Origin of the sequence: Planococcus halocryophilus (assembly GCF_022489025.1) — a bacterium.
GTDB classification, from domain to species: Bacteria; Bacillota; Bacilli; order Bacillales_A; family Planococcaceae; genus Planococcus; species Planococcus halocryophilus_A.
The window spans coordinates 1-26010 of sequence record NZ_JAKVTG010000025.1; the positions used below are offsets into that span (position 1 = coordinate 1).

Genomic DNA, 26010 nt, shown 5'->3' on the forward strand with positions numbered 1-26010 from the left:
GCACCGCGCGTTTTTCTCTCGCACCGCGCGTTTTTCTCTCGCACCGCGCGTTTTTCTCTCGCATCGCGCGTTTTTCTCTCGCATCGCGCGTTTTTCTCTCGCATCGCGCGTTTTTCCACCGCACCGCGCGTTTTTCTCTCGCACCGCGCGTTTTTCTCCCGCATCGCGCGTATTTCTCTCGCATCGCGCGTATCTCCACGACTCCGCGCAAAAAAAGATGGCCCCTTATCAAACGCTAAGGGGCCATCTTTTTGATCCAACTTCTACAAGCTTACATATTGCGTCTATACTGCCCGCCAACTTCATATAAAGCTGTCGTGATTTGGCCAAGGCTTGCAACTTTTACGGTTTCCATCAACTCTTCAAAGATGTTGCCGCCTGTTTTTGCTGCTTGTTTCAAGCGATTTAACGCTTCAGTCGAATCGTTGCGTTCTTGGAAAGCGCGCAAGTTGCTGATTTGTGTTTCTTTTTCTTCTGTCGTAGCGCGGGCGATTTCCATTGCGTTAATGTCATCGTCTGATTGCGGATTCGGGTTCAAGTATGTGTTGACTCCGATAATCGGCAATTCGCCAGTGTGTTTTTTCATTTCGTAATGCATTGACTCTTCTTGGATTTTGCCGCGCTGATATTGTGTTTCCATTGCGCCCAAGACGCCTCCGCGGTCGTTGATGCGGTCAAATTCAGTTAGCACCGCTTCTTCCACCAATTGTGTCATTTCTTCAATGATGAACGCACCTTGTAGCGGGTTCTCGTTTTTCGACAGACCGTGCTCTTTTGTGATAATCATTTGAATCGCCATTGCGCGACGGACAGATTCTTCTGTCGGCGTTGTGATGGCTTCGTCATAAGCATTTGTGTGCAATGAATTACAGTTGTCTTGCAACGCCATTAACGCTTGAAGCGTTGTCCGGATATCATTGAAATCAATTTCCTGAGCGTGCAAGCTGCGGCCTGACGTTTGTACATGGTATTTCAGCTTTTGGCTACGTTCATTTGCGCCGTATTTATCGCGCATCACAACTGCCCAAATGCGACGTGCTACACGTCCAATAACCGTATACTCCGGGTCTAGTCCGTTCGAGAAGAAGAACGACAAGTTTGGTGCAAAGTCATCGATTTTCATGCCGCGGCTCAAATAGTATTCCACATATGTGAAACCGTTCGACAGGGTAAACGCCAATTGTGAAATCGGATTCGCACCCGCTTCTGCAATATGGTAACCCGAAATCGATACTGAATAATAGTTGCGTACTTTATGGTCGATAAAGTATTGCTGAATATCGCCCATCATGCGAAGTGCAAACTCAGTTGAGAAGATACACGTATTTTGTCCTTGGTCTTCTTTTAGAATATCCGCTTGTACGGTTCCACGAACCACTTGCAACGTACCTTCACGAACTTCTGTGAATTCTTCTACTGTTAACGTGCGGCCTAGTTTTTCTTCGTTAATTTTCACTTGCTGATCAATTGCCGTGTTCATGAACATCGCTAAAATGATTGGCGCCGGTCCGTTAATGGTCATCGATACAGAAGTAGTTGGTGCACAAAGATCAAAGCCTTCGTACAATTTCTTCATATCATCCAATGTACAAATCGATACGCCTGACTCGCCGACTTTTCCGTAAATATCCGGACGGTGATCCGGGTCTTCTCCGTAAAGTGTTACCGAGTCAAATGCTGTCGATAAACGTTTTGCATCGTCATCTTTTGATAAGTAATGGAATCGGCGGTTTGTGCGTTCAGGCGTACCTTCACCCGCAAACTGACGCTTTGGATCTTCTCCTGCACGTTTGAACGGGAATACCCCAGCTGTGTAAGGGAATGAACCTGGAGCGTTCTCCAAATAAACCCATGACAAAATTTCGCCGTAATCAACGAATTTCGGCAAGACTACACGCGGTACTTTAATTCCAGACAAGCTCTCCGTACGTAAAATTGTACGAATTTCTTTGTCACGTACGGTTGTGACGAATTCGTCGCCAGCATACATTTCTTTTAAAGCATCCCAGTTATTCAAAATGCGTTTTGATTCTGCTGTTAGTTCATCACGAACGCCTTCTGCAAGTGACTCAAGTGAAGCGACTAACGCATCATCCGGTGCTCTTTCTTTTACAGCTTCGATTGCGCCTTCTAATTGGAACAAACGACGTGCAAACGCTGCTTGCTCTTTTGTTTTCGCATGATAGCCACGAACTGTATCCGTTAACTCGCGTAAATAATAGCGGCGTTCGTTTGGAATTATGAGGTTTTCTTTTTGTGTTTTAACGAATATATCGTAATCCGTTTCCCAATCCGTTCCACATTTTTCATTCACTTTGCCTACTAATGCTGCGAATAACGAGTTTGTCCCTTTATCGTTAAATTGACTCGCGATTGTGCCGTAAACTGGCATGTCGTCTAACTCTTTGTCCCACAGTAAACGGCTACGTTGGTACTGCTTTTGCACTTGACGAAGCGCGTCTTGTGAACCACTACGTTCGAATTTATTGATACAAATTAAATCTGCGTAATCGATCATATCGATTTTTTCAAGTTGTGACGGAGCACCAAATTCGCTTGTCATAACGTACATGGAAACGTCTGAGAAATTCGCAATTTCTGCATCGCCTTGTCCAATTCCGCTTGTTTCGACAACGATCAAGTCAAAATCAGCTGATTTCACGACATCTAAAACGTCACCAATTGCGCCTGATAACTCAGAACGCGATCCACGTGTCGCAAGACTTCTCATAAAGACACGTTTGTTGAAAATCGCGTTCATACGAATACGGTCACCAAGAAGTGCACCGCCTGTTTTTTGTTTTGTTGGATCGATTGATAAAATCGCAATTTTTTTATCAGGCAGTTCAGACAAGAAACGACGAATCAATTCATCCGTTAACGAACTTTTTCCAGCGCCGCCTGTTCCGGTAATTCCTAGAATCGGCGTGTTTTTCGTTTTTTCACGAACGGTTTTCAGCAATTCTGTTGTATCTGTATCGCGAGTATGCGCTTCTTCTGCCGCAGTAATAGCATTTGCTAATACAACCGGTTCTTCCGTTGTTAAGTTTTCAAAAGACTGATCTTCTTTAACTGTTGAAAAATCACATTCTTCCACAATTTCCGTGATCATGCCTTGCAAGCCTTTTTTACGACCATCTTCAGGTGAAAAAATACCCGCGACTCCGTATGCTTCAAGTTCTTTAATTTCACGAGGCAAAATAACGCCTCCGCCTCCGCCATAAATGCGGATATGCGAAGCGCCTTTTTCCTTGAGTAAATCGTACATATACTTGAAGTATTCCATGTGGCCGCCTTGATAAGAAGAAATACAAATCCCTTGGACATCTTCTTGAATTGCTGCATTGACCACTTCTTCAACCGAACGGTTATGGCCTAAGTGAATCACTTCTGCACCGCTTGCTTGTAAAATACGACGCATAATATTGATCGATGCGTCGTGCCCGTCAAACAAACTGGAAGCTGTAACAAAGCGGATATGGTTTTTTGGCTGATAGGTTTTTGTTTCTTGAATAATCGCCATTATGATTTAGCCCCCTGTATTGAGATATTTTCTCCTGCCATCCCCTGCAAAAGAAATTTAGTTTGTATATCGATAAATTCCTGAATGGTGAAATCGTCTAATGCCCACCGTCTGAAAGCCCACATTTGCCCTTGTACAAATAAATGATGGGCAGCCATGACCACTTCTTTTGGTGTCATTTGAATTTCTCCGTTTTCGACACATTGTGTTAGTAAGCGTTCGAAAATCGCCATCATTTGGAGTTCTTTATTTAATACATAATTTAATGCGTCTTTTGGTAATGATTTGGATTCTTGATACATGACGACAAATTCATCCTGCATCTCGTCGATTAATGTGTAATAATGTTCGATTGCTGATACCAAAACACTAATCGATCCTTTTTCAATATCCAATCGGTCGAGACGACTATGCACTTCGTCATAAATCGAGTCACAAACAAGATACAGCACATCTTCTTTTGTCCGAATGTATTCGTATAAAGTTCCAATGCTAAAGCCTGCTGCTTTTGCAATTTCTCGTGTTGTCGTCCGGTGAAAGCCTTTTTCTTTAAATAGCGTGACAGCGCCACGAATCATTTGTTCGCGGCGCTTTTCTATTAAGCTTTCATCTTTAACGGAAGACTCAATCTCACGCTTTTTGTTCATAAGGCAACCCTCCGCTTATTTCGTGACCATCCGGGAAATAACTAAACGCTGAACTTCTTGTGTACCTTCGTAAATTTGTGTGATTTTCGCATCACGCATAAAGCGTTCAACCGGATAATCTTTTGTATAACCGTAACCACCGAATACTTGAACTGCTTCAACAGTAACTTTCATGGCCGTGTCACCTGCCATCAATTTCGCCATTGCTGACTCTTTGCTGTATGACAATTTGTTCGACTCTAGCCAAGCAGCTTGGTATGTCAACAAACGAGAAGCTTCGATTGAAGTCGCCATATCTGCCAATTTGAACGAAACTCCTTGGTTTGCAACAATCGGTTTACCGAATTGCTCACGCTCTTTTGCGTAATCGATTGATGCATCAAGTGCACCTTGTGCAATTCCGACTGCTTGAGCTGCGATTCCGTTACGTCCACCGTCAAGTGTTTGCATCGCAATTTTGAACCCTTGGCCAAGTTCGCCTAAAACGTTTTCTTTTGGTACGCGGCAGTTATCGAAAATAATTTCTGTTGTCGGGCTTGAACGAATTCCTAGCTTGCGTTCTTTTTTACCAACTGAGAAACCTTCAAAGTCTTTTTCAACGATAAATGCTGTCGTGCCTTTATGTTTCGATTCTGGGTCTGTTACTGCGAAGACGATATAAATGTCCGCAATTCCGCCGTTTGTGATAAAGATTTTCGAGCCGTTTAATACATAATGATCGCCGTCTTCTTTAGCAGAAGTACGCATTGCACCCGCGTCAGATCCTGAAGCTGGTTCTGTTAACCCGTAAGCACCGATTTTTGTTCCTTCAGCCATTGGACGAAGGTATTTTTGTTTTTGTTCTTCTGTTCCAAATGTATATACTGGCCATCCAGCTAATGATGTATGTGCTGATAATGTAACACCCGTTGATGCGCAAACACGCGATAATTCTTCAACTGCGATGCAGTATGCTAAATAATCCGAACCGATTCCGCCGTACTCTTCTGGCCATGGAATTCCTGTTAGGCCAAGTTCAGCCATTTTATCAAAAATTTCACGGTCAAAGCGTTCTTCCTCGTCACGCTCTTCTGCTGTTGGAGCCACTTCTTTGTTAGCGAAATCTCTTACCATTTTGCGGATCATTTGATGTTCTTCAGATAGTTGAAAGTTCATGTTTTATTCCCCCGATTATTTGATTAGTTGCTTGCTAATAACGATGCGTTGAATTTCACTTGTGCCTTCGTAAATTTCCGTTACTTTAGCGTCGCGGAATAAACGTTCTACTGGATAGTCTTTTGTATAGCCGTAACCACCGAATACTTGAATGGCTTCAATTGTGACATCCATTGCTGTTTTTGATGCGAAAAGCTTCGCCATCGAAGCTTCTTTATTACAGTTTTTCCCTTTCGAGTACAAATCAGCTGCGTTATAAACGAGCAATTTTGATGCTTCTACTTGCGTAGCCATGTCAGCTAGTTTAAAGCCAATACCTTGTTGCTGTGCAATTGGTTTGCCGAATTGCTCACGTTCTTTCGCATAAGCCACTGCGTATTCATAAGCTGCTTCTGCGATCCCCAGTGCTTGTGCCGCAATTCCAATACGTCCAACATTCAAATTCGCCATCGCGATGCTGAATCCTTTATTTTCTTCGCCTAATAAGTTTTCAGCCGGTACGCGCATGTTTTCGAATGTTAACTGAACTGTCTTCGAACCGTGAAGGCCCATTTTCTTTTCGTTTTTACCGATGATTAAACCAGGTGTATCTTTTTCAACAATAAAAGCTGAAATTCCACGAGAACCTGCAGCTGGTTTTGTTGAAGCAAAAACGATATACGTATCAGCTGCTCCGCCGTTCGTAATAAAGACTTTTGAGCCGTTTAATACATAGTCATCTCCGTCTAGAACAGCTTTTGTTTTCAGGCTTCCTGCATCAGACCCTGCAGCTGGTTCTGTTAAACAAAACGCGCCAAGGTATTCACCAGTCGCCAGTTTCGGCACATATTTTTCAATTTGTTGCTGTGATCCGAAATTCAAAATCGGGTTTGTTCCAACAGACGTATGAACAGATAAAATAACTCCGATTACACCGCTAGCTTTCGATAGTTCATGAATGGCTGTGATGTAAGAAGTGAAATCCATTTCCGAACCGCCGTATTTTTCAGGAGCCGTAATGCCCATCAATCCAAGCTCGCCCATTTTCTTTAAAATCGCTGTAGGAAATTCGCCGTTTTCCATATTTTCGATAAAAGGCGTAATTTCTTCTTTCGCGAAATCTCGCACCATGTTGCGCATCATAAGTTGTTCATCTGTAAAGTGCAAATCCATTTCGGTTCCTCCTAAATATTATGAGTAGTTATAGAAACCGCGCCCGGTTTTCTTACCTAGCCATCCCGCTTTTACGTATTGGCGCAATAATGGGCTTGGGCGATATTTGCTGTCGCCAAATCCTTCATGCAGCACTTCCATAATATACAGGCACGTATCAAGACCGATAAAATCAGCCAGTTCTAACGGCCCCATCGGATGGTTCATACCCATTTTCATAATGTCATCGATTGCTTCTTTTGTTGCAACACCTTCTTGAAGTGTGAAAATCGCTTCGTTAATCATCGGCATAAGTATTCGATTCGAAACAAATCCTGGGAAGTCATTTACTTCTACAGGTGTTTTTGACAGTTGCACCGTCATTTCTTCTACTTTTTTGTACACTTCATCTGAAGTTGCCAAGCCACGAATAATCTCCACTAATTTCATGACTGGTACTGGATTCATGAAATGCATGCCGATAACTTGTTCAGGGCGATTTGTCACTGCTGCGATTTCTGTAATCGGTAGCGATGATGTATTTGTTGCTAATATTGCGTGCTTTGGTGTCACTTCGTCTAAAGTTTTAAAAATGCTATGCTTTATCGCCATGTTCTCAACAGCCGCTTCAATGACGATATCGACGTCGTGTGCGTCTTTTAAATCCAATGAAGATGTAATACGGCCAAGTACTGCTGTTTTTTCATCTTCTGTCATGCGTCCTTTTTCAACATTGCGTGATAGGTTTTTTGTAATCGTTGCAATGCCTTTATCGTATGCTTCTTGTTTCATATCGTTTAACTTCACATTTAATCCTGCTTGAGCACAAACTTGCGCGATACCAGAGCCCATTTGTCCGGCTCCAATTACCATTACGTTTTGAATCGACATACTTATTTTGCCTCCTTAGGAACTTCAATCATGATAGCGTCGCCTTGTCCGCCACCTGAGCAAATTGCTGCGATACCGATGCCGCCTCCGCGACGTTTTAATTCGTAAGCGAGCGTTAAGATAATGCGTGCACCACTTGCTCCGATTGGGTGTCCAAGCGCTACCGAGCCGCCATTAACATTTACTTTTTCAGCATCAAGTCCAGCTATTTTCGAACTAGCTAGTGCTACGGCTGCAAACGCTTCGTTGATTTCGAATAAATCGATTTCATCAATTGATCTGCCTGTTTTCTTCAATAATTCGTTAATGACAATTCCTGGCGTTTCAGGGAAACGGTGTGGTTCGATTGCCACTTCTGTATGTGAAAGAACATGAGCCAATACATTTTTACCTTCTTTTTGTGCGCGTTCTTCACTCATCAATACAAGTGCCGCCGCTCCGTCATTAATTCCTGGAGCATTTCCGGCAGTAATCGTACCATCTTTTCCAAATGCAGGTTTTAGTTTTGCCAATGCTTCAATTGTTGAGTTAGCGCGCGGAGCTTCATCCACATCAACTGTAATTGGATCTCCTTTGCGTTGCGGAATGTCAATTGCCACGATTTCTTCAGCAAACAAATCTTTTGCTTTGATCGCACGTTCATGCGAACGAGCTGACCATTTATCTTGCTCTTCACGAGACAAGTCAAAGTCTTCAGCAGTTGAGTTGCCGTAAGTTCCCATATGAACATTGTCTGGGTGGAATGAACAAGACAAGCCGTCATGGACCATGCCATCAATAACTTGTGAATCGCCCATGCGAAGACCCCAACGTGCTTTTGGTAAATAATAAGGTGCGTTGGACATCGATTCCATACCGCCTGCAACGATTACTTCTTCATCGCCTAAACGGATAATTTGATCTGCTAACGTGACACTGCGCATGCCCGATGCGCATACTTTATTGATTGTTTCAGATTTAACGTTATATGGAATCCCCGCTTTTTTTGCTGCTTGTCGAGAAGGGATTTGCCCTTGACCTGCTTGCAATACATTCCCCATGATAACTTCTTGAACATCTTCTGGTTGGATATCTGCGCGACTCATTGCAGCCTTGATCGCTTCTGCTCCAAGTTCACTTGCCGATAATGTGCTCAAGTTGCCTCCGAATTTCCCGAATGCTGTGCGTGCTCCGTCAATAATGACTGTTTTTGCCATGATGAATTTCCTCCCTTAATGTGTTTCATTGTAAACGGTTTCAATTACTCTAAAAAAAATAAAGCGAGTTGCTTATTCTTTAAATATTATATTGACTGAACGCTCGCTCGGTTTTTATGCAAAAGAAAAGGGAGCATTCTACTCCCTTTCTTTTTTATACTTATTCTATTATTCTACTTAATTTTCTGTTATTAAGCAATTATTTTTTACTCGGTAAGTAACTGCTTATTGGACGATCGTTTCTGGTTCTGGTATCTCATTTCCGAGAACAGCCATTTCCAATAGCTCGGCTACATCATAAGTTCCAACTTGTTCTTCAACTTCTTTCGCTTTCGTACCGTCTGACAACATCGTCAAGCAGTATGGACAACCAGAAGAAATCATTGTTGGGCTTACTTCAAGCGCTTGTTCCGTGCGGGCAACGTTAACACGATGACCTGCATCTTCTTCCATCCACATCATTCCGCCGCCGGCTCCACAGCACATGCCGTTTTCACGGTTACGTTTCATTTCAACCAATTCTACGCCTTCGATCGCTTTCAATATTTCGCGCGGTGCATCGTACACATCGTTATAGCGGCCAAGGTAGCAAGAATCATGGAACGTAATTCGTTCATTTACTGGGAATTGTGGTTTCAATCGACCATCTTGAACAAGATCGAACAACATTTCAGTATGGTGGTACACTTCTGCTTTAAAACCGAAATCTGGGTATTCATTTTTGAAAATATTGTATGCGTGCGGATCAATTGTAACGATTTTCTTAATCTCCGCTTTTTCAAATTCTTTAATATTACCTGTCGCAAGTTCTTGGAACAAGAACTCATTCCCAAGACGACGTGGTGTATCGCCTGAGTTTTTCTCTTTGTTTCCGAGAATTGCGAATTTCACGCCTGCTTCATTCATCAGTCGAGCAAATGACAAAGCAATTTTTTGTGAACGGCTGTCGAACGATCCCATTGATCCAACCCAGAATAAGAATTCGAACTCTTCTTCTGCTTTGTTCATTTCTTTTACCGTAGGGATATGAATATCTGGACGTGCATCTCTCCAGTTTTCTTTTTCTTTACGGTTCAGTCCCCATGGATTTCCTTGGCGTTCGATGTTTGTCATCGCGCGCTGTGCATCTGGATCCATTTTCCCTTCTGTCATTACAAGGTACCGACGAAGGTCAATAATTTTATCTACGTGCTCATTCATAACCGGACATTGGTCTTCACAGTTACGGCAAGTTGTACATGCCCAAATTTCTTCTTCTGTGATAACGTCTCCGATTAAGCTCGGGCTGTAAAGTTCATCAATCGTAATACCTTCAGCACCAGCAGCCATTGCCAACTGATTTCCTTGTGTATTGTTAAATGCCATTGCCGGCACCCAAGGTTTTTTCTGCGTCATAACTGCTCCTGTATTTGTCAGGTTGTCACGAAGTTTTGTAATCAAGTCCATTGGTGACAGCATTTTCCCTGTACCAGTTGCTGGACACATATTCGTACAACGTCCACATTCTACGCAAGCATAGAAATCGATCATTTGGCTTTGCGAGAAATCCGTGATTTTCCCTACACCAAATGATGGCATCGCATCTGGATCTTCTTCGTCTTCCATTTCTTCAAAGTTGATTGGTTTTAAACGACCCACATGATCAACTCTATGGAACCACGTATTAACTGGTCCAAAAATTAAGTGAGCGTGTTTTGATTGTGGTACGTAAACTAAGAATGTAAGTAGGAATAGTAAGTGTGCCCACCACATGATGTAGAAAATTGTAACGGTTGCAGCTTCAGGTAACCAAGCAAATGCGCTAGCTACTAAAGAGGCAACTGGCTCAGTCCAAGCAGTTTCATGACCGTGCCAATTCATGTTCATTCCGTTACCAATTAGTACCGTCACCATCAAGCCACCAATGAAAATCAAAACAAGTCCTGATTTCCATCCGCGCTTCAAACGAACAAGCTTTTCAATGTAACGTCTGTAGAATGCCCAGATCACTGCAACCAAAATCGTTAACGTCACGATTTCTTGGAAAAATGTGAAAGCCGGGTATAACGGTCCTAACGGCAAATGCGAGTCCGGAGACAAGCCTTTAATGATAAAATCGATCGCACTTGCCTGAACTAGCAAGAATCCATAGAAGAACATAACGTGAATCGTTCCACTCTTCTTATCTTTCAATAATTTTTTTTGACCAAATACGTTGACCATGACTTTGCGCAAACGCTCGTTGAAATTTTCTTCAAACTCGACCTTTTTTCCGAGTTGGATAAAATCATATCTCGACTTCAATAAATAGATGAAGAGATAGAAAGCGTAAGCGGTTACAGCTATGAATAAAATCCAGTTTGCAATTAACAATGGCTCCATCGCGATATCCCCCTTGTGTTGTGTATATTCAAAAAATAACTTACTCAAAGTTTACGTGAATGACTACAACTTGTCGATACTATGTTCTATATTAAAATATGAATGAGCATTCAGTCAACCTAAATATAAAAGAGTTTTCAAATTCCATCTTCTATTTGTAGTGTTACAGTAAATAAATTCAGAAATTTGTTATTGTCTTGCTAACTAAAGAAAGCAGCATCCCGTTACAGGATGCTGCTTTCGCTTTATACAAATTCAACTAGATATACATGCTCTCCAAAATATCGCAGCGCACGTTCTGCATTTTCATGTTGCACACCGACTAAAACACATGTCGCAGGTCCACTCGATTTTTTTGTATCAAGCAGTGTTGGAATTTTCACAGGCCGTTTCATCAGCAGTTCCAATTCTTCGGCAAGGCCTTTTGAACCGACTGGCCAAACTCGTTCTACTAAAGATAAATCAAGTGCTTTTTTAAGAAGAGCCAGATTGGCAGTTTGGTGCACATTCGTTAACACTTCTTGGCCAACTAGCGGCACGCCGTAAACAAACCACTGCAAAGATCCGACAGACATTTGCTTTCGTTGTTCTTTTCCAATCATCGTTATAGAGATACCCGATTGCACTGTAGGCATATTGGTTTCCGTACTCCCTGAAATGAGTGGAAGAGCTGATTGCGCTTCCGCAAAAAGTTCGGTTACCCCTTCGACATAGTAATCCCAACTGGAAGCTCCACTGAAATTGTGAATCAGTATCGCTTGCGGTTCGCTACCTGCTGCCCATTGTTCGAGCAATGCAACACGTGCCGCAAACTTTGCTGTAACGGCATCAGAAACTTTTATAACATCTTGTTCTTTTCCACCGATTGCTGCCGAATTATCTGAAGTGATGACAAATCCATCTATCAACAATTCATGACGCATGTCCCGAGCCTCCGCTAGCCTTCACTATATAGGGCAGTAAGAGCGCCGCCACTGCCGCATTGATTAGTGACGCAATTAATAATGCGGGTACAGCCGCGTAAAAAAATGCGGGTGACAATAAGAAGTAAAACGGCAATGCCGCTACCACTCCGTTGCCAATGATAAATGCCACCCATTTCAGCCTATGCTTTCCTGCATGATGCAATTTTGCGAACAGCCATAGGATTATCCCCATTTCAATCGCGATCATTAAGTGAAACGGTCCGAGTGGCATGCCTCCAAACAATGCGGAAATCAAATGACCAAATGCCGCAATAGTTCCAACAAGTGGAGCTGAAAAAAATAGTACCGCTACTAGCGCTGGTGTTGCATCGAGTGCAATAGACGCAATGCCGAGCGGAATTTTAATCATTCCCCCTATTGCGGACAAGCTGATAAATAAAGCCGCAAGTGCCAGTTTTTTCGTAGTCATCTTACTCTACCGATTTCTTACTGCGTCCGCCGTTCTTAAATACTTTGGCACTGCGCACATACTCATTATCTGGAACACCGACGCGCGAATTAACAACGCGTGAAGCTGCAAATAAATAATCAGATAAACGGTTTAAATAACGTTGAACCACTTGTGGGAACTCTTCTCCCGACTTCAGCAACGTAACCGTTTGTCTTTCAGCACGACGTGTAATCGTACGCGCGATATGAAGCGTCGCAGCAGCTGGAGTTCCTCCTGGCAAGATAAAACGTTCAAGAAGTGGTGGTTCTTCCATCAATTCATCGATACGTTTTTCCAAAACTTCTACTGGTTCTTCCGTCATTTTATAATTTGGCTCTTTTCGAACATCTGCCAAATCGCCACCACAATCGAATAATTCATTTTGAATCGCTTCTAAATCTTCTAGTAAATCCGCATAAGTTTCAGGCGACAATTCAGTCATCGCTTTGCCAATAAATGAATTGACTTCATCAATCGTCCCGTATGCTTCAACGCGTGGTGCATCTTTGTCCGTACGCGCTCCAATCAAACTTGTTTGCCCTTTATCTCCTGTTTTCGTGTAAATTTTCATCTTGATCCGCCCCTTTTATCGTTTGTGGAATACCGTACCAAATGCGTGTAATCTGTTGTGCTTCTGTAAATAAAAATTGATACAACCGGCCAACAAGGTCGCGCATTTCGCGCTCGATCCGCTCTGTTGGCACGATGCCTCGGTTCAAATCTGTTAACACCCAGATTTGCGGCGCTTGACTAGAGCTCAGTGTTTTTTTGACTTGCTCTATTAGTTGCTGTTCTGTTAAACCTTTTTCGAGTTCGTCTTTTACCCAATGCTCTACTCCAGCGATTACCGTTATCGAATTACTAGCTATCAATTGCGGCATCATGCCTTCGTGCCAAGAAGCTTCTTCATTTTGTATCAAGTTTTTCACATATTGCCGTTTGCCGTTAAAGGCTCCACCGAAAACGATGTGCATAATGCCCGCTCCTCAAACGCTTGGCGACTTGGCCATATTAACGTATGGCAGCCTCCATGTAGCGCAATTTGATCTTGAAATTTTTCACCTAAAGCTCTTGCGATTAAATAACGAATCGGCCCTCCGTGAAGAACTAACGTAACTTCCTTACCACTTGGTAATTTTAGCATGCCTCGTTCAACCCGCTCCGCCATATCTTTTAAACTTTCACCACTAGGCGGACTGATGTTCCATGGGTCATCTATCCAGTCGCGATAACGTTGGGTATCTTTTAATTGTTCATAGGTTTTCATTTCCCATTGGCCAAAATGACATTCTCGCAACTCTCTGTTTGCTCGGTAAGCGGCATTTGGAAACAACACAGCTGCCGTTTCCCGACACCTCTTTAAATCACTGCCCATAACTTCTTTTATCTGCAAATCCGGTTTGGCTTTAAATGGCAAAACTGATTCATCGGTCCAGCCAATATAACGTTTTTGCTCGTTTCCTCTTGTCGGAGCATGGCGAATTAAACGAAGAACAAAAGACTCATCCATAATAAAATCTCCACTCCTTCCACATAAGCACCTAACAAATCACCTGTCACACCACTAAAATTGCGTAAACACCAAGCGCGGTATAGCCATGAAAATCCGAATAGCAAGATGATTAATACAATTGCTGACCAAAAAGTAGCGCTCCAAATAAGCAACATGAAGCTAATAACGAATGCCGCTATAACAACAAGTCGCAATTTCTCACGGCTGACCCTTTTCTGAAAAAAAGCCGCTACGCCATCTGGCTTTGCTGATTTTGTAAAACTAAACAAAGCCAATAAACCGATTCTCGAAAAAACTGGAATCAATAAAACCCATACGAGAGATGCTTCATTTATCGATTCTGCTACTAGGATGATTTTACCGACAATAGCCACTACTAACACCATCGCACCAAAAGCTCCAATTCGCGGGTCTCCCATAATCGCCAAACGTTTGTCACGATCTTGGTAAGAAAAATAGGCATCTCCCGTATCTGCCAAGCCGTCCATATGCAAGCCACCGGTCAGTACCAAGCCAATCAAAACCACTATAAAGCCAAGTAGTAAAGAGCTAATCTCTGTTGTATCACGGAGCAACCATACGGTACTTGCCAAAACACTACCGAACAACAAACCTAATAGCGGTAGCATCGCATACATAGCCGTAATGTATTCTTTCTCCATCGGCAATTGCTTTTTAACTGGAATCACCGAAAAAAATTGAAGCGCCAATAGAAATCCGGTTTTTAACTGCCGAGTCATGATGTTGCCTCCATTATTTCTGTGACTTTCTGCCAGTCTAGATGATTTTTCACGTGCGTGGCCCAGCGGTCAAAAGGATCTTCCGATTTTTCGTGTACTGGAAGTGGTAAGTTTTTCTGTTTGCGAATCATTGTTAAAAATGCAGTTCGGCAACGAAAATCACGGAAAAATCCGTGTAAATGCGTTCCAATCACGCGTTCATGGTAGTAACCTTCAGCCGAATCCCCACAATCAATTAATGACTGTTCGATTCCTGTGACTCGGCCATGATGAATTTCATAACCGCTCACTTGGGCTTCCAAAGCTTCGAATTTCACTATGCCTTTTTGACGGCGAACCATTTTTTCTTTTTCAAAATGGACGTGCATGTTTGGCACCAACCCAAATCCCGCTTCAGCTTTTACTGCAACACCGTCATACCCATGTGGATCTGACAAACTTTCAGCAAGCATTTGAAATCCTCCACACAAGCCGACAATCCATGTATCTCCTAATAATGACTTTAACTTTTCATCAAGCCCCTGCTTTTTCCAAAATCGCAAATCTGCAATTGTGCTTTTCGTTCCAGGCAACAGTAAAATATCAGGTTGCCCAATTTCTTCTACGCTTTCTACCCAACGAACCGAGACGTCTTGCTCTGTTAAAAACGGCTCGATATCGGTAAAGTTGGATACATAAGGATGCTTACACACAACCAAGTCGATTGCACCTTTAATAACGGATTTTTGTTGTACCGCTCCAACTCCGAGAGAATCTTCTTGCTCAATTTCATGATGATCCATATAAGGAATAACACCAAGAACCGGAATGCCCGTATACGATTCTAAAAACCGCACGCCATCTTCAAATAGCTTGGCGTCTCCTCTGAATTTATTGATGACCAAACCTTTTACACGTTCTTTTTCCGGTATTAAAGCAAGCGTTCCGACAATTGATGCAAAGACACCGCCTCGCTCAATATCAGCCACAAGAATCACGGGAACATCTGCCCTTTTTGCAACGGTCATATTGACTAGTTCACGGTCGTTTAAATTCATTTCAGCCGGACTGCCCGCTCCTTCTATCACTAAATGTGTGAAATTTTTCGCTAAATTGGCTAGTGCTTGATCAATTGCTTGTAATCCTTTTTCGTAAAATTGTGCTCGGTAGTCCATGCCGTCCATGGTTTCAAGTTTTTTACCAAATAACACCACTTGTGATTTCATGCCGCTTTCAGGCTTTAATAAGATGGGATTCATATCAACAGTAGCTATCGTGCGAGCTGCTTCTGCTTGCACGCCTTGTGCGCGCCCCATTTCTTCGCCCAATATCGTCACATACGAGTTATTCGACATATTCTGTGATTTAAAAGGAGCGACTTTCACTCCTTGATCAGATAGAATTCGGCAAAAAGCGGTACAAAGCATACTTTTTCCGACATCTGAAGAAGTTCCTTGAATCATTATTCCGCGCATGTTTTCACTTCCTTCTAAAAGCCAGACCGTTCTCCATCTCAATTGCTTGATCCGCTTTCTCTACTAGCCAAATGTGAATTTTACCGAGCCACGCTTGGTATCGTTCATCACGCACGAAATCATCTAGTACTTCGTTTGAGACAACGGTCAATAAATCAACGGTGTTTAGCATTTGGTCGATTGTCTCTTGTAAAATCTCCCATTTTGCTTCTATACATCCAGCTGTATCTACACACATATTATTCGTTTCCCAGCCTTCGTATAATTCATTAGCAAGCCAGGTCGTCACACAATCCCACAACACTAAATCATGCGGTTGTAGTTTTTCGATAGCATTTTCCATTTTGTGTGCTTGTTCGATCGTGAACCAATTGTCTTGCAAACGATCGTCACGGTGGCGTTCAATCCGTTCTTTCATTTCCTCGTCATAAGCTTGTCCGCTTGCGATATAAACTTTGCGAGTGGTGCCAAAAGTTCGGACAATCGTTTCAGCATAAGTACTTTTGCCGCTTCGAACGCCACCACTAATGAAAATTAATTGACCTCGAGCCATTCGCTAATCGCCTCCCGAAGTTTTTCCATGTTGTTAGGTGATTTCATCCCGACTCGAAACCACTGTCCATTCATTCCTTGAAAAGATTCGGTATGACGAAGGACAATCCCTTTTTTCAAAAGGTCTGTAAAAAATGCAGTGGCGTTTTTTGATTTAGGTAATTTAAATGACAAAAAATTCACTGCAGAATTTGTTGTTTCGCAATGATGCATGGCTAAAAACTGTTGCATCTTTTCTCGTTCAGTTGTTGCTGCTTTGATCACCTTTTCGCGATAATCCGATTGTTTTAAACAACCTGCGCCGATTGTGGCGGACAACGCATTGACGTTCCAATGTGCCGACCCTTGTTTTAATTGCTTGATTATTTCACTCTGACTGACCACATATCCAAGACGGAGTCCAGGAATCGCATACATTTTGGTCATTGAACGAACGATAATAACATTTGGAAATTCGTTTAAAAAAGGGATAAAAGAAGCTTCTTCACCAATAAAATCGATAAACGCCTCATCAAGTACCAGTTCACAATCGTCTTCGAGACACATTTTCGCGATGTGCTGAAGCATTTCAATATGTATTAAAACACCAGTTGGATTATGCGGGTTGCATATATAAAGCGCACTGCAGCCTAGTATAGTAGTTTGAATACTTTCAAGTGTTAATGTCCAACCAGTTTCCGGCTGCAATTGAATCGTCTGGATTTCAACATGTTCTGCTTCTAAAGTTTGGCGGTATTCCGAAAACGCCGGTTCCACCAACACGACCTGTTGGTTTCTATACCTTCTAGCCAACCAAGTAAAAACCTCAGCTGCTCCGTTCCCTGTAGCTACTTGTTCCACATCGACTTGATGAAAATGTGCCGTTGACGTTCGAAATGGTTCGCCGTCCGGATCTGGATAGGAGTCGATTAACGAATACATTTCCGACCATTGTTCTTTTAAAAATTCAGGTGGTCCGAATGGATGGACATTTTCGCTAAAATCTATTATTTGTTCGGGTGGGCTGATACCCGCTTGTTTATATAAGCGCAGTGGATTGGCTCCATGATTAGGCAATTCCAAGTAAAACTCCTCCTAACGCAAATAAAATAAAAAATCCAATTGTCACTTTTTGCATATGTTGAATTGTTTCTTTAATATGATGTGCTTCGAGTTGGTATACCGCTCTTCCCATGAGCGCACGATGCGATTTGACACCTCGGTACCAATTGGTTCCACCTAATTGAACACCTAATTGTACAGCCGTTGCAGCCTCTAACCAGCCACTATTTGGACTTGGATGCTTATGGGCATCTTGCAACCAAATTTGAAGACGCTGACGTAATGAGAGTGTTTGCTGACTTTTTGTCATGATTATAAGTAAAAAGCCCGTTACGCGACTCGGAATGAAATTCAAGACATCGTCAGCTTTTGCTGAAGCAAATCCAAATTCCTTAAATTTTTCATTTTTGTAGCCTACCATTGAATCGAGTGTATTAACGGCTTTGTATAGCCATAAACCGGGTGCTCCCAGTAAAAACGCCCAAAATAGCGGTGCTGTTACGCCATCACTTGTGTTTTCGGAAACCGTTTCGACAACGCCGCGCGTAATTTCACTTTCATCCAATCCATCTGTGTCTCTTCCAACAATCCAGGACAACTTCTCACGTGCCAATTCCATGTTTTGATCGACAAGTGGGTGATAAACATCCATTGCTGCATCTTTTAAACTTTTTTGTGCTAGTCCTGAAGCAATTAACAACGCCTCTATCGCAACACCTATAACTGGATTGATAGAATAAGCTAAAAAGACAATGCCATATACAATTAAGAACACGGTAATCGCAATTGTTGCAAGTAGTAAAAAACCGGTTTGAAATGCGCTTTTTCCACGATTCCAACGATTGGTTAATTTTTTTATCGCCATACCGATCCAACGAACCGGGTGTGGCCAATTAGGTGGATCTCCAACGATGCGGTCGATAATGATTCCTAAAAAAATCGCTAAAAGATGTGACATCATCCGTTGCCCGCTTTTGCTAGCTCATATAATTTGAGCGCTTCTATAGTACATTCAAAAACGCCGACTCCGATTAATTTACCAAGCTCGGTAATGGGTCCTGCATAAGGTAACTTCTCACCTTGTTGCGTCGCCGCTACTAAACAGCTGTCAGTTGATGTACCTGTTGCAATCGTACCTGTGAGCGGGTCTTTGACTTGTCTTTCTTGAAGCGCTTTCGTTTTAGCTTCGGTCGCTGTAATCATCGCTTGTATAAATGCTTCGTCTGACAAAACACCATTGACCATGATCCATGTATTAATCGTACCAACCTGTACGGATCGTTCTACCGCTTTTGACACGTCTACACCATTGCCGACTCCAGCAGTCACGGCAATGACGACTGAACCAAACGGACCTTCGTATTCTTTGACAATCACGTCTTGCGTTTGAACGGCGGTCATCATCCCTACTGTATCCGTAGTTTTCAACCCGTTTTCCGCTATAAACTCGGTCATTTCTCGAACACTATCATCTACGTTATAAGCTGCATCTACGTGACGGTTCATAAAATTACGGAACCATCCAGATCCTGCATTTACCACAGCTGAAGAAACCGTTTTTAATGGCGTCGGGCTTTGATACAACACCATATCATTTGAAATGGCAAAGTCTTCTGCACAGATGCGATGGGTTGCTATTTCATTTTGAACTCCTGGCAATAAAGTGATTTGCGGTTTCGGCAATTCCGGATGCGGGTGATTGCTAACTCGCGTTTTGTAAACTGTTTCGATGTCCTGCTCTCGCACTACTTCATGCGGCTCACCGATGCGAACGATGGTCCCTTGGTCGAGCAGCAATAATTGATCGCAATACATAGATGCTAAATTGATATCATGGAAAATTGATACGATGGTTAAGTCTTTTTCGATCGCTTGTTTTTTTATCGTGTCGAGCAACTCTTTTTGGTGATTGATGTCCAAATGGTTCGTTGGTTCATCAAGCAGTAAAATCCCCGCATCTTGCGCTAACGCTTGTGCGACGAAAACACGTTGCTGTTCGCCACCTGACATCCGGTCAATTTGTGTTTTTTCATATTGGCTAATGTCCAATAACCGCATTGCTTCTTTCACCGCATGCTCGTCTTCTGTGGACCAAGATGAAAACCAACCTACTTGGTGAGGGTAGCGACCAAGTGATACAGTTTCCCGAACAGTATGAGCAAAAGAGTGAGCATGAAGTTGAGGCAATACTGCCATTTTTTTCGCTAGTTCTTTTGCCGGAAAATCTGCAATTGACGTTTCTTCAATTCGGATTTCTCCACTAGTTGCTGGCAACACGCCACTGATTAATTTCATTAACGTCGATTTCCCACTGCCATTCGGTCCTAAAATTCCAAGTATAGAGCCTTTTTTGACGGTGAATGATACATTTTCAACGATTTTTTTATCACCATAGCCGCCCGTTAGTCCGATGATCTCAAGCATAGTTAAATTCCTCCTTTGCGTTGACGGAAAAAGATAAAGGCAAATACCGGTGCCCCGATAAACGCAGTAATGACACCAATCGGCAATTCTGTTGGGGAAATAATCGTTCTTGATACTAAATCACAAACGATTAATAAAGCAGCCCCATTGATGAAGGATAAAGGCAGTACATGACGATGATCTGATCCCCAAAGTAATCGAGTCATATGCGGAACTACTAGTCCAACAAAACCAATTGTTCCTGAAACGGAAACGGCAGCTCCAGTCAGTACCGAACCTCCAATTAAAATCGTCATTTTGCTTTTTTTCACATCTACACCAAGGTGTTGTGCGCGTTCTTCACCAAATAACATAGCATTTAACTCGCGACGTTTGAGCCACAATACAAATGAACCGATTAATACGAAAGGCAATGCCATTCGCACATATGGCCAGCCACGCATTGACACGCTTCCGAGTAACCAACCAATAATTTGTCGTAACTCTTCTCCTGTTAAAGCAATCATCAAGGAAATAATTGACCCTAGAAAAGAACTAAAGATAATACCCGTCAAAATCACGGTTTCCATTTTCATCGAACGATCCACCAATTTCGCAAAACTGACAACAGCAAGCATTGTCAATAATGCGCCGATCATGCTCATAACCGGTAAAGTGAATGGGCCTAAAAACGGGATAGAGATACCAAAAAAGAGCGTCATCACAGCGCCGACTGAGGCACCGGAAGACACTCCCAGGGTGTAAGGATCGGCCAATGGATTTTTCAAAAGCCCTTGAAATGCAGCACCAGCAATCGCTAATGCCGCCCCAACAAGCCCAGCTAAAATGACACGTGGCATACGAATATTCCATAAAATATTGGCAGCCGCTTCATCGAACGAAGGATTCCATAGCACCACTGGTGATATGGATACCGTCCCGACCGTCACACCTAGCACTATCGCTCCCGCTAAAATAAATAGCGAAACGCTATATGCCACTATATTTTTACTCATTGAACACATCAGGATATACTGCCTGTGCCATTTCCATTAGTCCCGCTGTTAAACGTGGGCCAGAACGAGTGAGCATATCTGAATCTAAGCTGTAAACCGCTTCTTCTTTAACTGCTGTTACTTCTGCAAAGCCACCGCGAGACTTGATTTGACCAACGGCATCTTCAACATAAGCGCCTTCGGTTGTAATAATCACGTCTGGATTTGCTGCAACGATTGCTTCTGGATCCATACTAACCCATCCTTCTAAATCGCCAGCAACATTTTCCGCGTTGATCAGCGTCAACATTTCATCCATAAACGTCCCGCTACCTGTTGTGTAAATATCCGGTTGACTCCCGACTTCTAAAAATACCGTTTTTGGTTCTTCGACTGTTGCTGCCAGTTCTTCAATCAATGCAACTTGAGCTTCCATTTCCGAAACAATGTTTTCCGCTTGTGCCATACTACCTGTCGCTTGTCCGATCGTTGTAATCGAATCATAAACTTCATCAAAGCTCGCTGCGTTTTGAACAACGAACACGTCAAGGCCAGCATCACGCAATTGCTGTAGTCCCGCATCGCCCACACCTAATCCTGATTCGTGTGCCAATACTAAGTCCGGCTGAAGACCAATGATTTTCTCTACATTAAATTCTTGTCCGCCGATTTTTTCAACATCGGTTGTTTCTTCTGGGTAGTTGTCATAATCCGATACGCCGACAATTTTGTCGCCTAGTCCAAGCTCATAAGCAATTTCTGTATTGGATGGAATCATTGAAACGATAGCTCCAGGCTCTTCGTCAATTACGACTTCAATGCCCGCTGCATCTGTCAGCGTTACTGGAAACTCAACATCTTCAACTTCAGTTGGTGGTTCTGCTGGTGTTTCGACGTCTTCTTCTGGTGTTGCGGTTTCTCCGCACCCTGCCATTAAAACTGCTGCTAATCCTGCTGTTGCTCCAAACTTCCAAAACTTGTTCATCAATAAAATCCCCCTAGAGTGTAGTGTTTTTGTTATAAAAATCGCTGCAGGCGGACGCTGATTTGTGGACTACTTAAAACTGACACAAAACAAAATCCCCCGCAAAGTTTTGCGAGGGATTGAAAGGACGCCATAAAAAAGCATGCGCATCCAGCCTTTCCTCGCAGGCGTATGGGTGTGTTGTCATAAAGGCAGGTCTCCTGGCTTGTGATCATTGGTCTTTGCACCTTCCCGAAGCGTTGCTTCAGTGGCATATTGCAATTTCCTCTCACTTACAGTGGCGGGACCGCGCCGGAGTTGAACCGGCTTCCCTTTTAACTCATGTTCTTAGACATAAGCACCTTTATGAATCGCTATTAAATTCTAATTCTGTTTTCATTATACACGTAACTGTTTGGCTTTCGCTTACATTTTTTCTGGAGCTTTGACGCCCACTGTTTTCAGTGCATTCGCTAACGTTGTTTTCACAGCCATGATCAATGCTAAGCGAGCACTTGTCATTTCGGCGTTTGATGCATCTAATACTTTATTGGCATTGTAGAAACTATGGAAATTTGACGCCAAATCTTGAATGTATGCTGTAATGCGGTGAGGCGCACGTTGTTTAGCCGCATCTGCGATTACTTGTGGGAAATCCCCAATTTTCTTCAAAACATCAATTTCTTTTTCAGAAGTTAATAAGTTTAAATGCTCTTCTGAAGCCAGTAAGCCTTGCTCTTCTGCTTGGCGCAAAATTGAGCTAATACGAGCATGCGCGTATTGCGAGTAATAAACTGGGTTTTCGTTTGACTGTGAAACAGCCAAATCCAAATCAAAGTCCATATGCGAATCGCCTGAACGCATCGCGAAGAAATAACGCACCGCATCTAGTCCAACTAGTTCTACTAGTTCACGCATCGTTACAGCTTTGCCTGTACGTTTACTCATCTTCATTTTTTCGCCGTCTTTGTACAATTGCACCATTTGAATAATGCTAACTTCAAGTGTATCGCGATCGTAACCAAGCGCTTCGATAGCTGCTTTCATACGTGGGATATAGCCGTGATGATCAGCACCCCATACGTTGATAAGCTTACCAAATCCACGTTGCAATTTATCTTCGTGGTAGGCAATGTCGGGCATTAAATACGTGTACGTGCCGTCATTCTTGATCAATACGCGATCTTTGTCATCACCGAATATTGTTGAACGGAACCAAGTTGCGCCGTCTTCTTCAAAGACATGACCGTTTTCACGAAGTTTAGCTAAAGCTTCATCAATTTTACCATTTTTATAAAGAGACGATTCTGGATACCAAACATCAAATTCCACACGGAAGTCAGCTAAATCTTGTTGCAGTTTAGCCAATTCCACTTTTAATCCATGTTGACGGAAAATTTCAAAACGCTCTTCGTGCGTCATGCTGACAAATTTATCGCCATGTTCTTGAACTAAAGCTTTTGCAATATCTTTAATATCTTGTCCGCGATAGCCATCTTCTGGCATGCTATCGCCTTTACCCAATGCTTCAAAATAGCGCGCTTCGATTGATAAAGCCAAATTGTTAATTTGGTTACCGGCATCGTTAATATAATATTCACGAGATACATCATATCCTGCCAAATCTAAAATATTGCAAAGCGAATCGCCGACTGAAGATCCGCGCGCATGACCTAAATGCAAATCGCCAGTTGGGTTAGCCGAAACAAACTCCACTTGGATGCGCTCATTGCCGCCTGCCGTTGAACGCCCGTAATCTACTTTTTGTTCTAGTACGGTTTTTACAACGTCCTGCAAATAATCTTTTTTGATCGTAATGTTGATAAACCCTGGTCCTGCAATATCTACTGTTTGGATGTTCGCTGCATCTTTGTCAAGATTTGCTACAATCGCTTCGGCAATCGCACGAGGTGGCTTTTTCGCCAAACGTGTTAACTGCATTGCAATATTCGTAGCATAGTCTCCATTTGTTTTGTCTCGCGGCGATTCTAATTGTACTTCTACAGCTTCTGTTGTTAATTCTGCTTTTTCGATTGCTTCCGCAAATGCTGTTTTAATGGCGTGTTGAACTTGTTCTACTGCATTCATTATTTAGCCTCCATAAATTGTATTTCCATTTCATATTCCCCGACATGATCTAAACCTAATGACAAATCGTATCGGACCATGAACCGAGTATCACTGACGAAAAGCTCATGCGCTTTTGTCGTCAACATAAACGACCCTTGTTCATTCGTTAGATTGCCGGTTTGTTCTTTATGTAATAAAAAAGGTAGCCGCATCTGTAAGCCGCCGCTTCTCATAATCACTGCTTCATTTTCTTGAAGTTTAACCGTCGTTCGAATTTCAAGGTCATCTTGTTGCTCCGCATACTGCAAATAACGCAGCTGGTTTTTCTCCGTCAATGTTCCTTGAGATTCCAACACCATCACTTGTTCTTCCATATCCGGCTGACGGATCGTCGTTGTCAGTTTTATTTCCACTGTCTTTTGCATGTCTCTCCGCCTCCCCGTCAAATAATAACCTTCTCATTATAGCCCGATTCACTCGGCTTTTTCAATACAGCACCTATTGTTTACACCAGTTCTTTTTATCTGGACGTCGCGAGAGAATAAATTCGACAAATTCATAGTAAAAGCCGATCCTTTTTTCAGGACCGGCTTATTTCTCATTTATTCAAATCTCTGGTTTTATTTTGACTTAAGCCCTAGTACTTTAATCAACGGTTTGATGGTTAAGCCTTGAATGACTAAAGAAAACAAGACAACTGCAAACGTTAGTAACAAAATCGTTTCACGTCCGTCGAAACTCGCCGGCAGACTTAATGCTAATGCAATGGATAAACTGCCTTTCAATCCACCCCAATTCAATAAAATCCGCTCTTTTCGATTTAAATCTTTTGCCGGCATTGTGCTGAAAAATAACGCAATCACTCTCGCCACTAACACGATCACAATGGCCAAAAAGATGATTAGCCATTGGCCAGAAAAATCAATATTGCGAATTTCCAATCCGACAATTAAGAAAATTAGCGAGTTCGCAATAAGTGTAATCACGTCCCAAAATGTATTAATCGCGTTTTTCGTTAACTCAGACATTCCAATTCTACCGCCGTAATCATTAAAAACAAATCCTCCTGCTACTACAGCGATGATTCCAGATACGTGTATATGTTCTGCGATAAAATAACTGCCGAAAAATAATAAAGCAGATATGGCAATTTCAAAAGGATAATCATCATAAAAGCGGATAACTTGTGAGAAAAGGTACCCAAGAATGACACCGACCAATATTCCTCCTACAGCAAAACGAAGAAATAGCAACACGCCACTGCCTAATCCTGCCCAGCCCATATCAATATAGGTCAGTAAATAAACCGACGCGATTTGAAAAAGCACGATGGCAATTCCATCATTAAAAAGAGACTCACCTTCCATAATCGTTGACAGTTTTTCTGAAACTCCCGCCGATTTAAAGATCGACAACACACTGATTGGATCGGTTGCGCTCATTAACGCGGCAAACGTAAAAGCCACTGCTAAAGGAAGACCTAGTAAAAAGTGAGTTGAAAATCCAATAAGAACAAACGATATAAACGTTCCACCTAAAGCAAGTCCAATTACAGTTTCTTTTCGTTTATATAAGTGATGAAAGGGCAATTTTAACGTAGCATCCCCAAGCAAGATAGGTAAAAATAGTGAAATAATGATGACTTGAAAAACTTCTGACTGGGTAATAAATTGCTCGGCATGATCTATAAATGGAAACGGGAAATTGGTGATTCCAAGTAAAAGCCCTACTAAAACCAATGCGATTGTATCGGGCTGTTTCACTTTTCTTGCGATGCCGACAACTGTTATCGCAATGGCCAATAAAACCAAAACCTGTATGAATACTTCATCAAACTCATTCATAGGTTGCTCTCCTTTCTGGATAATTACTTATTCCATCTATATCTCTTATTGCCTATTACTAAACGCATACTTAAAATTCAACACCGGTAAGATATAAAAAAAGCCTCCGGTAAA

At 42.4% G+C, this 26010-nt stretch carries 24 protein-coding genes and 1 riboswitch; of the genes, 1 reads left to right on the top strand and 23 read right to left on the bottom strand.

The window, feature by feature from the left end; translation table 11 throughout:
* The coding region (locus MLE13_RS17240; RefSeq protein WP_240751020.1) for a hypothetical protein at positions 1–239 on the top strand (239 nt) is incomplete at its 5' end.
* A gap of 32 nt (positions 240–271) precedes the next feature.
* On the opposite strand, the gene icmF is transcribed toward MLE13_RS17240, so the two are convergent.
* The 23 genes from icmF to MLE13_RS17355 all read right to left on the bottom strand — a co-directional run bounded on the left by icmF (position 272) and on the right by MLE13_RS17355 (position 25896).
* Complete coding sequence (gene icmF, locus MLE13_RS17245) at positions 272–3523, bottom strand: fused isobutyryl-CoA mutase/GTPase IcmF (protein ID WP_240751021.1); 3252 nt, start codon at positions 3521–3523, stop codon at positions 272–274.
* Positions 3523–4170: a TetR/AcrR family transcriptional regulator gene (locus MLE13_RS17250; protein ID WP_240751022.1), complete on the bottom strand. Its 648-nt coding sequence runs from the start codon at positions 4168–4170 to the stop codon at positions 3523–3525. The genes icmF and MLE13_RS17250 overlap by 1 nt, the downstream gene beginning before the upstream one ends.
* Before the next feature lie 15 nt (positions 4171–4185).
* Positions 4186–5325 carry an acyl-CoA dehydrogenase gene (locus MLE13_RS17255; protein WP_240751023.1) on the bottom strand — a complete coding sequence of 380 codons (1140 nt, stop codon included), beginning with the start codon at positions 5323–5325 and terminating at the stop codon, positions 4186–4188.
* 15 nt (positions 5326–5340) lie between these two features.
* A complete protein-coding gene (locus MLE13_RS17260) occupies positions 5341–6477 on the bottom strand; it encodes an acyl-CoA dehydrogenase (protein ID WP_240751024.1) in 1137 nt (378 codons plus the stop codon).
* Positions 6478–6495: 18 nt separating this feature from the next.
* Positions 6496–7347 (bottom strand): 3-hydroxybutyryl-CoA dehydrogenase, encoded by an 852-nt coding sequence (locus MLE13_RS17265; RefSeq protein ID WP_240751025.1) that lies wholly within the window; start codon positions 7345–7347, stop codon positions 6496–6498.
* Positions 7348–7349: 2 nt separating this feature from the next.
* Positions 7350–8543 (bottom strand): acetyl-CoA C-acetyltransferase, encoded by a 1194-nt coding sequence (locus tag MLE13_RS17270; RefSeq protein ID WP_240751026.1) that lies wholly within the window; start codon positions 8541–8543, stop codon positions 7350–7352.
* Positions 8544–8768: 225 nt separating this feature from the next.
* Positions 8769–10904 carry a (Fe-S)-binding protein gene (locus MLE13_RS17275; protein WP_240751027.1) on the bottom strand — a complete coding sequence of 712 codons (2136 nt, stop codon included), beginning with the start codon at positions 10902–10904 and terminating at the stop codon, positions 8769–8771.
* Between the two features lie 245 nt (positions 10905–11149).
* The gene (locus tag MLE13_RS17280; RefSeq protein ID WP_240751028.1) at positions 11150–11827 is read right to left on the bottom strand and encodes an alpha-ribazole-5-phosphate synthase; all 678 of its coding nucleotides are present in this window, start codon (positions 11825–11827) and stop codon (positions 11150–11152) included.
* Positions 11817–12299 carry an ECF transporter S component gene (locus tag MLE13_RS17285; protein WP_240751029.1) on the bottom strand — a complete coding sequence of 161 codons (483 nt, stop codon included), beginning with the start codon at positions 12297–12299 and terminating at the stop codon, positions 11817–11819. The genes MLE13_RS17280 and MLE13_RS17285 overlap by 11 nt, the downstream gene beginning before the upstream one ends.
* A 1-nt stretch (position 12300) precedes the next feature.
* Positions 12301–12891, bottom strand: a complete 591-nt coding sequence (locus tag MLE13_RS17290; RefSeq protein ID WP_240751030.1) for a cob(I)yrinic acid a,c-diamide adenosyltransferase — start codon at positions 12889–12891, stop codon at positions 12301–12303.
* Complete coding sequence (locus tag MLE13_RS17295; protein WP_240751031.1) at positions 12863–13294, bottom strand: bifunctional adenosylcobinamide kinase/adenosylcobinamide-phosphate guanylyltransferase; 432 nt, start codon at positions 13292–13294, stop codon at positions 12863–12865. The genes MLE13_RS17290 and MLE13_RS17295 overlap by 29 nt, the downstream gene beginning before the upstream one ends.
* Positions 13246–13830: a histidine phosphatase family protein gene (locus tag MLE13_RS17300; protein WP_240751032.1), complete on the bottom strand. Its 585-nt coding sequence runs from the start codon at positions 13828–13830 to the stop codon at positions 13246–13248. The genes MLE13_RS17295 and MLE13_RS17300 overlap by 49 nt, the downstream gene beginning before the upstream one ends.
* Positions 13803–14573, bottom strand: a complete 771-nt coding sequence (gene cobS / locus MLE13_RS17305; RefSeq protein WP_240751033.1) for an adenosylcobinamide-GDP ribazoletransferase — start codon at positions 14571–14573, stop codon at positions 13803–13805. Before cobS ends, MLE13_RS17300 begins: the two co-directional genes overlap by 28 nt.
* Positions 14570–16027 carry a cobyric acid synthase gene (locus MLE13_RS17310; protein WP_240751034.1) on the bottom strand — a complete coding sequence of 486 codons (1458 nt, stop codon included), beginning with the start codon at positions 16025–16027 and terminating at the stop codon, positions 14570–14572. Before MLE13_RS17310 ends, cobS begins: the two co-directional genes overlap by 4 nt.
* Before the next feature lie 4 nt (positions 16028–16031).
* Positions 16032–16580, bottom strand: a complete 549-nt coding sequence (locus tag MLE13_RS17315; RefSeq protein ID WP_240751035.1) for a bifunctional adenosylcobinamide kinase/adenosylcobinamide-phosphate guanylyltransferase — start codon at positions 16578–16580, stop codon at positions 16032–16034.
* On the bottom strand, positions 16562–17641 hold the full coding sequence (locus MLE13_RS17320) for a pyridoxal phosphate-dependent aminotransferase (RefSeq protein ID WP_240751036.1): 1080 nt from the start codon (positions 17639–17641) through the stop codon (positions 16562–16564). The genes MLE13_RS17315 and MLE13_RS17320 overlap by 19 nt, the downstream gene beginning before the upstream one ends.
* The gene (gene cbiB / locus MLE13_RS17325) at positions 17628–18581 is read right to left on the bottom strand and encodes an adenosylcobinamide-phosphate synthase CbiB (RefSeq protein WP_240751037.1); all 954 of its coding nucleotides are present in this window, start codon (positions 18579–18581) and stop codon (positions 17628–17630) included. Before cbiB ends, MLE13_RS17320 begins: the two co-directional genes overlap by 14 nt.
* Positions 18578–20044: an adenosylcobinamide amidohydrolase gene (locus tag MLE13_RS17330; protein ID WP_240751038.1), complete on the bottom strand. Its 1467-nt coding sequence runs from the start codon at positions 20042–20044 to the stop codon at positions 18578–18580. Before MLE13_RS17330 ends, cbiB begins: the two co-directional genes overlap by 4 nt.
* Positions 20045–20046: 2 nt before the next feature.
* The gene (locus tag MLE13_RS17335) at positions 20047–21039 is read right to left on the bottom strand and encodes a FecCD family ABC transporter permease (protein WP_040850623.1); all 993 of its coding nucleotides are present in this window, start codon (positions 21037–21039) and stop codon (positions 20047–20049) included.
* On the bottom strand, positions 21032–22003 hold the full coding sequence (locus MLE13_RS17340; RefSeq protein WP_240751039.1) for an ABC transporter substrate-binding protein: 972 nt from the start codon (positions 22001–22003) through the stop codon (positions 21032–21034). Before MLE13_RS17340 ends, MLE13_RS17335 begins: the two co-directional genes overlap by 8 nt.
* 173 nt (positions 22004–22176) lie before the next feature.
* Positions 22177–22363, bottom strand: a riboswitch (cobalamin riboswitch).
* A 45-nt stretch (positions 22364–22408) separates the two neighbouring features.
* Positions 22409–24070: an arginine--tRNA ligase gene (gene argS, locus MLE13_RS17345; RefSeq protein WP_240751040.1), complete on the bottom strand. Its 1662-nt coding sequence runs from the start codon at positions 24068–24070 to the stop codon at positions 22409–22411.
* Positions 24070–24477, bottom strand: a complete 408-nt coding sequence (locus MLE13_RS17350; RefSeq protein WP_240751041.1) for a DUF1934 domain-containing protein — start codon at positions 24475–24477, stop codon at positions 24070–24072. Before MLE13_RS17350 ends, argS begins: the two co-directional genes overlap by 1 nt.
* A 195-nt stretch (positions 24478–24672) precedes the next feature.
* Entirely contained in the window at positions 24673–25896 is a 1224-nt protein-coding gene (locus MLE13_RS17355; RefSeq protein WP_240751042.1) for a cation:proton antiporter, read from the bottom strand.
* Positions 25897–26010: the final 114 nt, after the last annotated feature.

What these genes read in the sequence shown, in the direction of transcription:
- icmF (WP_240751021.1), bottom strand. Translation starts at nt 3,523, where the DNA reads ATGGCGATTATTCAAGAAACAAAAACCTATCAGCCAAAAAACCATATC.
- MLE13_RS17250 (WP_240751022.1), bottom strand. Translation starts at nt 4,170, where the DNA reads ATGAACAAAAAGCGTGAGATTGAGTCTTCCGTTAAAGATGAAAGCTTA.
- MLE13_RS17255 (WP_240751023.1), bottom strand. Translation starts at nt 5,325, where the DNA reads ATGAACTTTCAACTATCTGAAGAACATCAAATGATCCGCAAAATGGTA.
- MLE13_RS17260 (WP_240751024.1), bottom strand. Translation starts at nt 6,477, where the DNA reads ATGGATTTGCACTTTACAGATGAACAACTTATGATGCGCAACATGGTG.
- MLE13_RS17265 (WP_240751025.1), bottom strand. Translation starts at nt 7,347, where the DNA reads ATGTCGATTCAAAACGTAATGGTAATTGGAGCCGGACAAATGGGCTCT.
- MLE13_RS17270 (WP_240751026.1), bottom strand. Translation starts at nt 8,543, where the DNA reads ATGGCAAAAACAGTCATTATTGACGGAGCACGCACAGCATTCGGGAAA.
- MLE13_RS17275 (WP_240751027.1), bottom strand. Translation starts at nt 10,904, where the DNA reads ATGGAGCCATTGTTAATTGCAAACTGGATTTTATTCATAGCTGTAACC.
- MLE13_RS17280 (WP_240751028.1), bottom strand. Translation starts at nt 11,827, where the DNA reads ATGCGTCATGAATTGTTGATAGATGGATTTGTCATCACTTCAGATAAT.
- MLE13_RS17285 (WP_240751029.1), bottom strand. Translation starts at nt 12,299, where the DNA reads ATGACTACGAAAAAACTGGCACTTGCGGCTTTATTTATCAGCTTGTCC.
- MLE13_RS17290 (WP_240751030.1), bottom strand. Translation starts at nt 12,891, where the DNA reads ATGAAAATTTACACGAAAACAGGAGATAAAGGGCAAACAAGTTTGATT.
- MLE13_RS17295 (WP_240751031.1), bottom strand. Translation starts at nt 13,294, where the DNA reads ATGCACATCGTTTTCGGTGGAGCCTTTAACGGCAAACGGCAATATGTG.
- MLE13_RS17300 (WP_240751032.1), bottom strand. Translation starts at nt 13,830, where the DNA reads ATGGATGAGTCTTTTGTTCTTCGTTTAATTCGCCATGCTCCGACAAGA.
- cobS (WP_240751033.1), bottom strand. Translation starts at nt 14,573, where the DNA reads ATGACTCGGCAGTTAAAAACCGGATTTCTATTGGCGCTTCAATTTTTT.
- MLE13_RS17310 (WP_240751034.1), bottom strand. Translation starts at nt 16,027, where the DNA reads ATGCGCGGAATAATGATTCAAGGAACTTCTTCAGATGTCGGAAAAAGT.
- MLE13_RS17315 (WP_240751035.1), bottom strand. Translation starts at nt 16,580, where the DNA reads ATGGCTCGAGGTCAATTAATTTTCATTAGTGGTGGCGTTCGAAGCGGC.
- cbiB (WP_240751037.1), bottom strand. Translation starts at nt 18,581, where the DNA reads ATGATGTCACATCTTTTAGCGATTTTTTTAGGAATCATTATCGACCGC.
- MLE13_RS17330 (WP_240751038.1), bottom strand. Translation starts at nt 20,044, where the DNA reads ATGCTTGAGATCATCGGACTAACGGGCGGCTATGGTGATAAAAAAATC.
- MLE13_RS17335 (WP_040850623.1), bottom strand. Translation starts at nt 21,039, where the DNA reads ATGAGTAAAAATATAGTGGCATATAGCGTTTCGCTATTTATTTTAGCG.
- MLE13_RS17340 (WP_240751039.1), bottom strand. Translation starts at nt 22,003, where the DNA reads ATGAACAAGTTTTGGAAGTTTGGAGCAACAGCAGGATTAGCAGCAGTT.
- argS (WP_240751040.1), bottom strand. Translation starts at nt 24,070, where the DNA reads ATGAATGCAGTAGAACAAGTTCAACACGCCATTAAAACAGCATTTGCG.
- MLE13_RS17350 (WP_240751041.1), bottom strand. Translation starts at nt 24,477, where the DNA reads ATGCAAAAGACAGTGGAAATAAAACTGACAACGACGATCCGTCAGCCG.
- MLE13_RS17355 (WP_240751042.1), bottom strand. Translation starts at nt 25,896, where the DNA reads ATGAATGAGTTTGATGAAGTATTCATACAGGTTTTGGTTTTATTGGCC.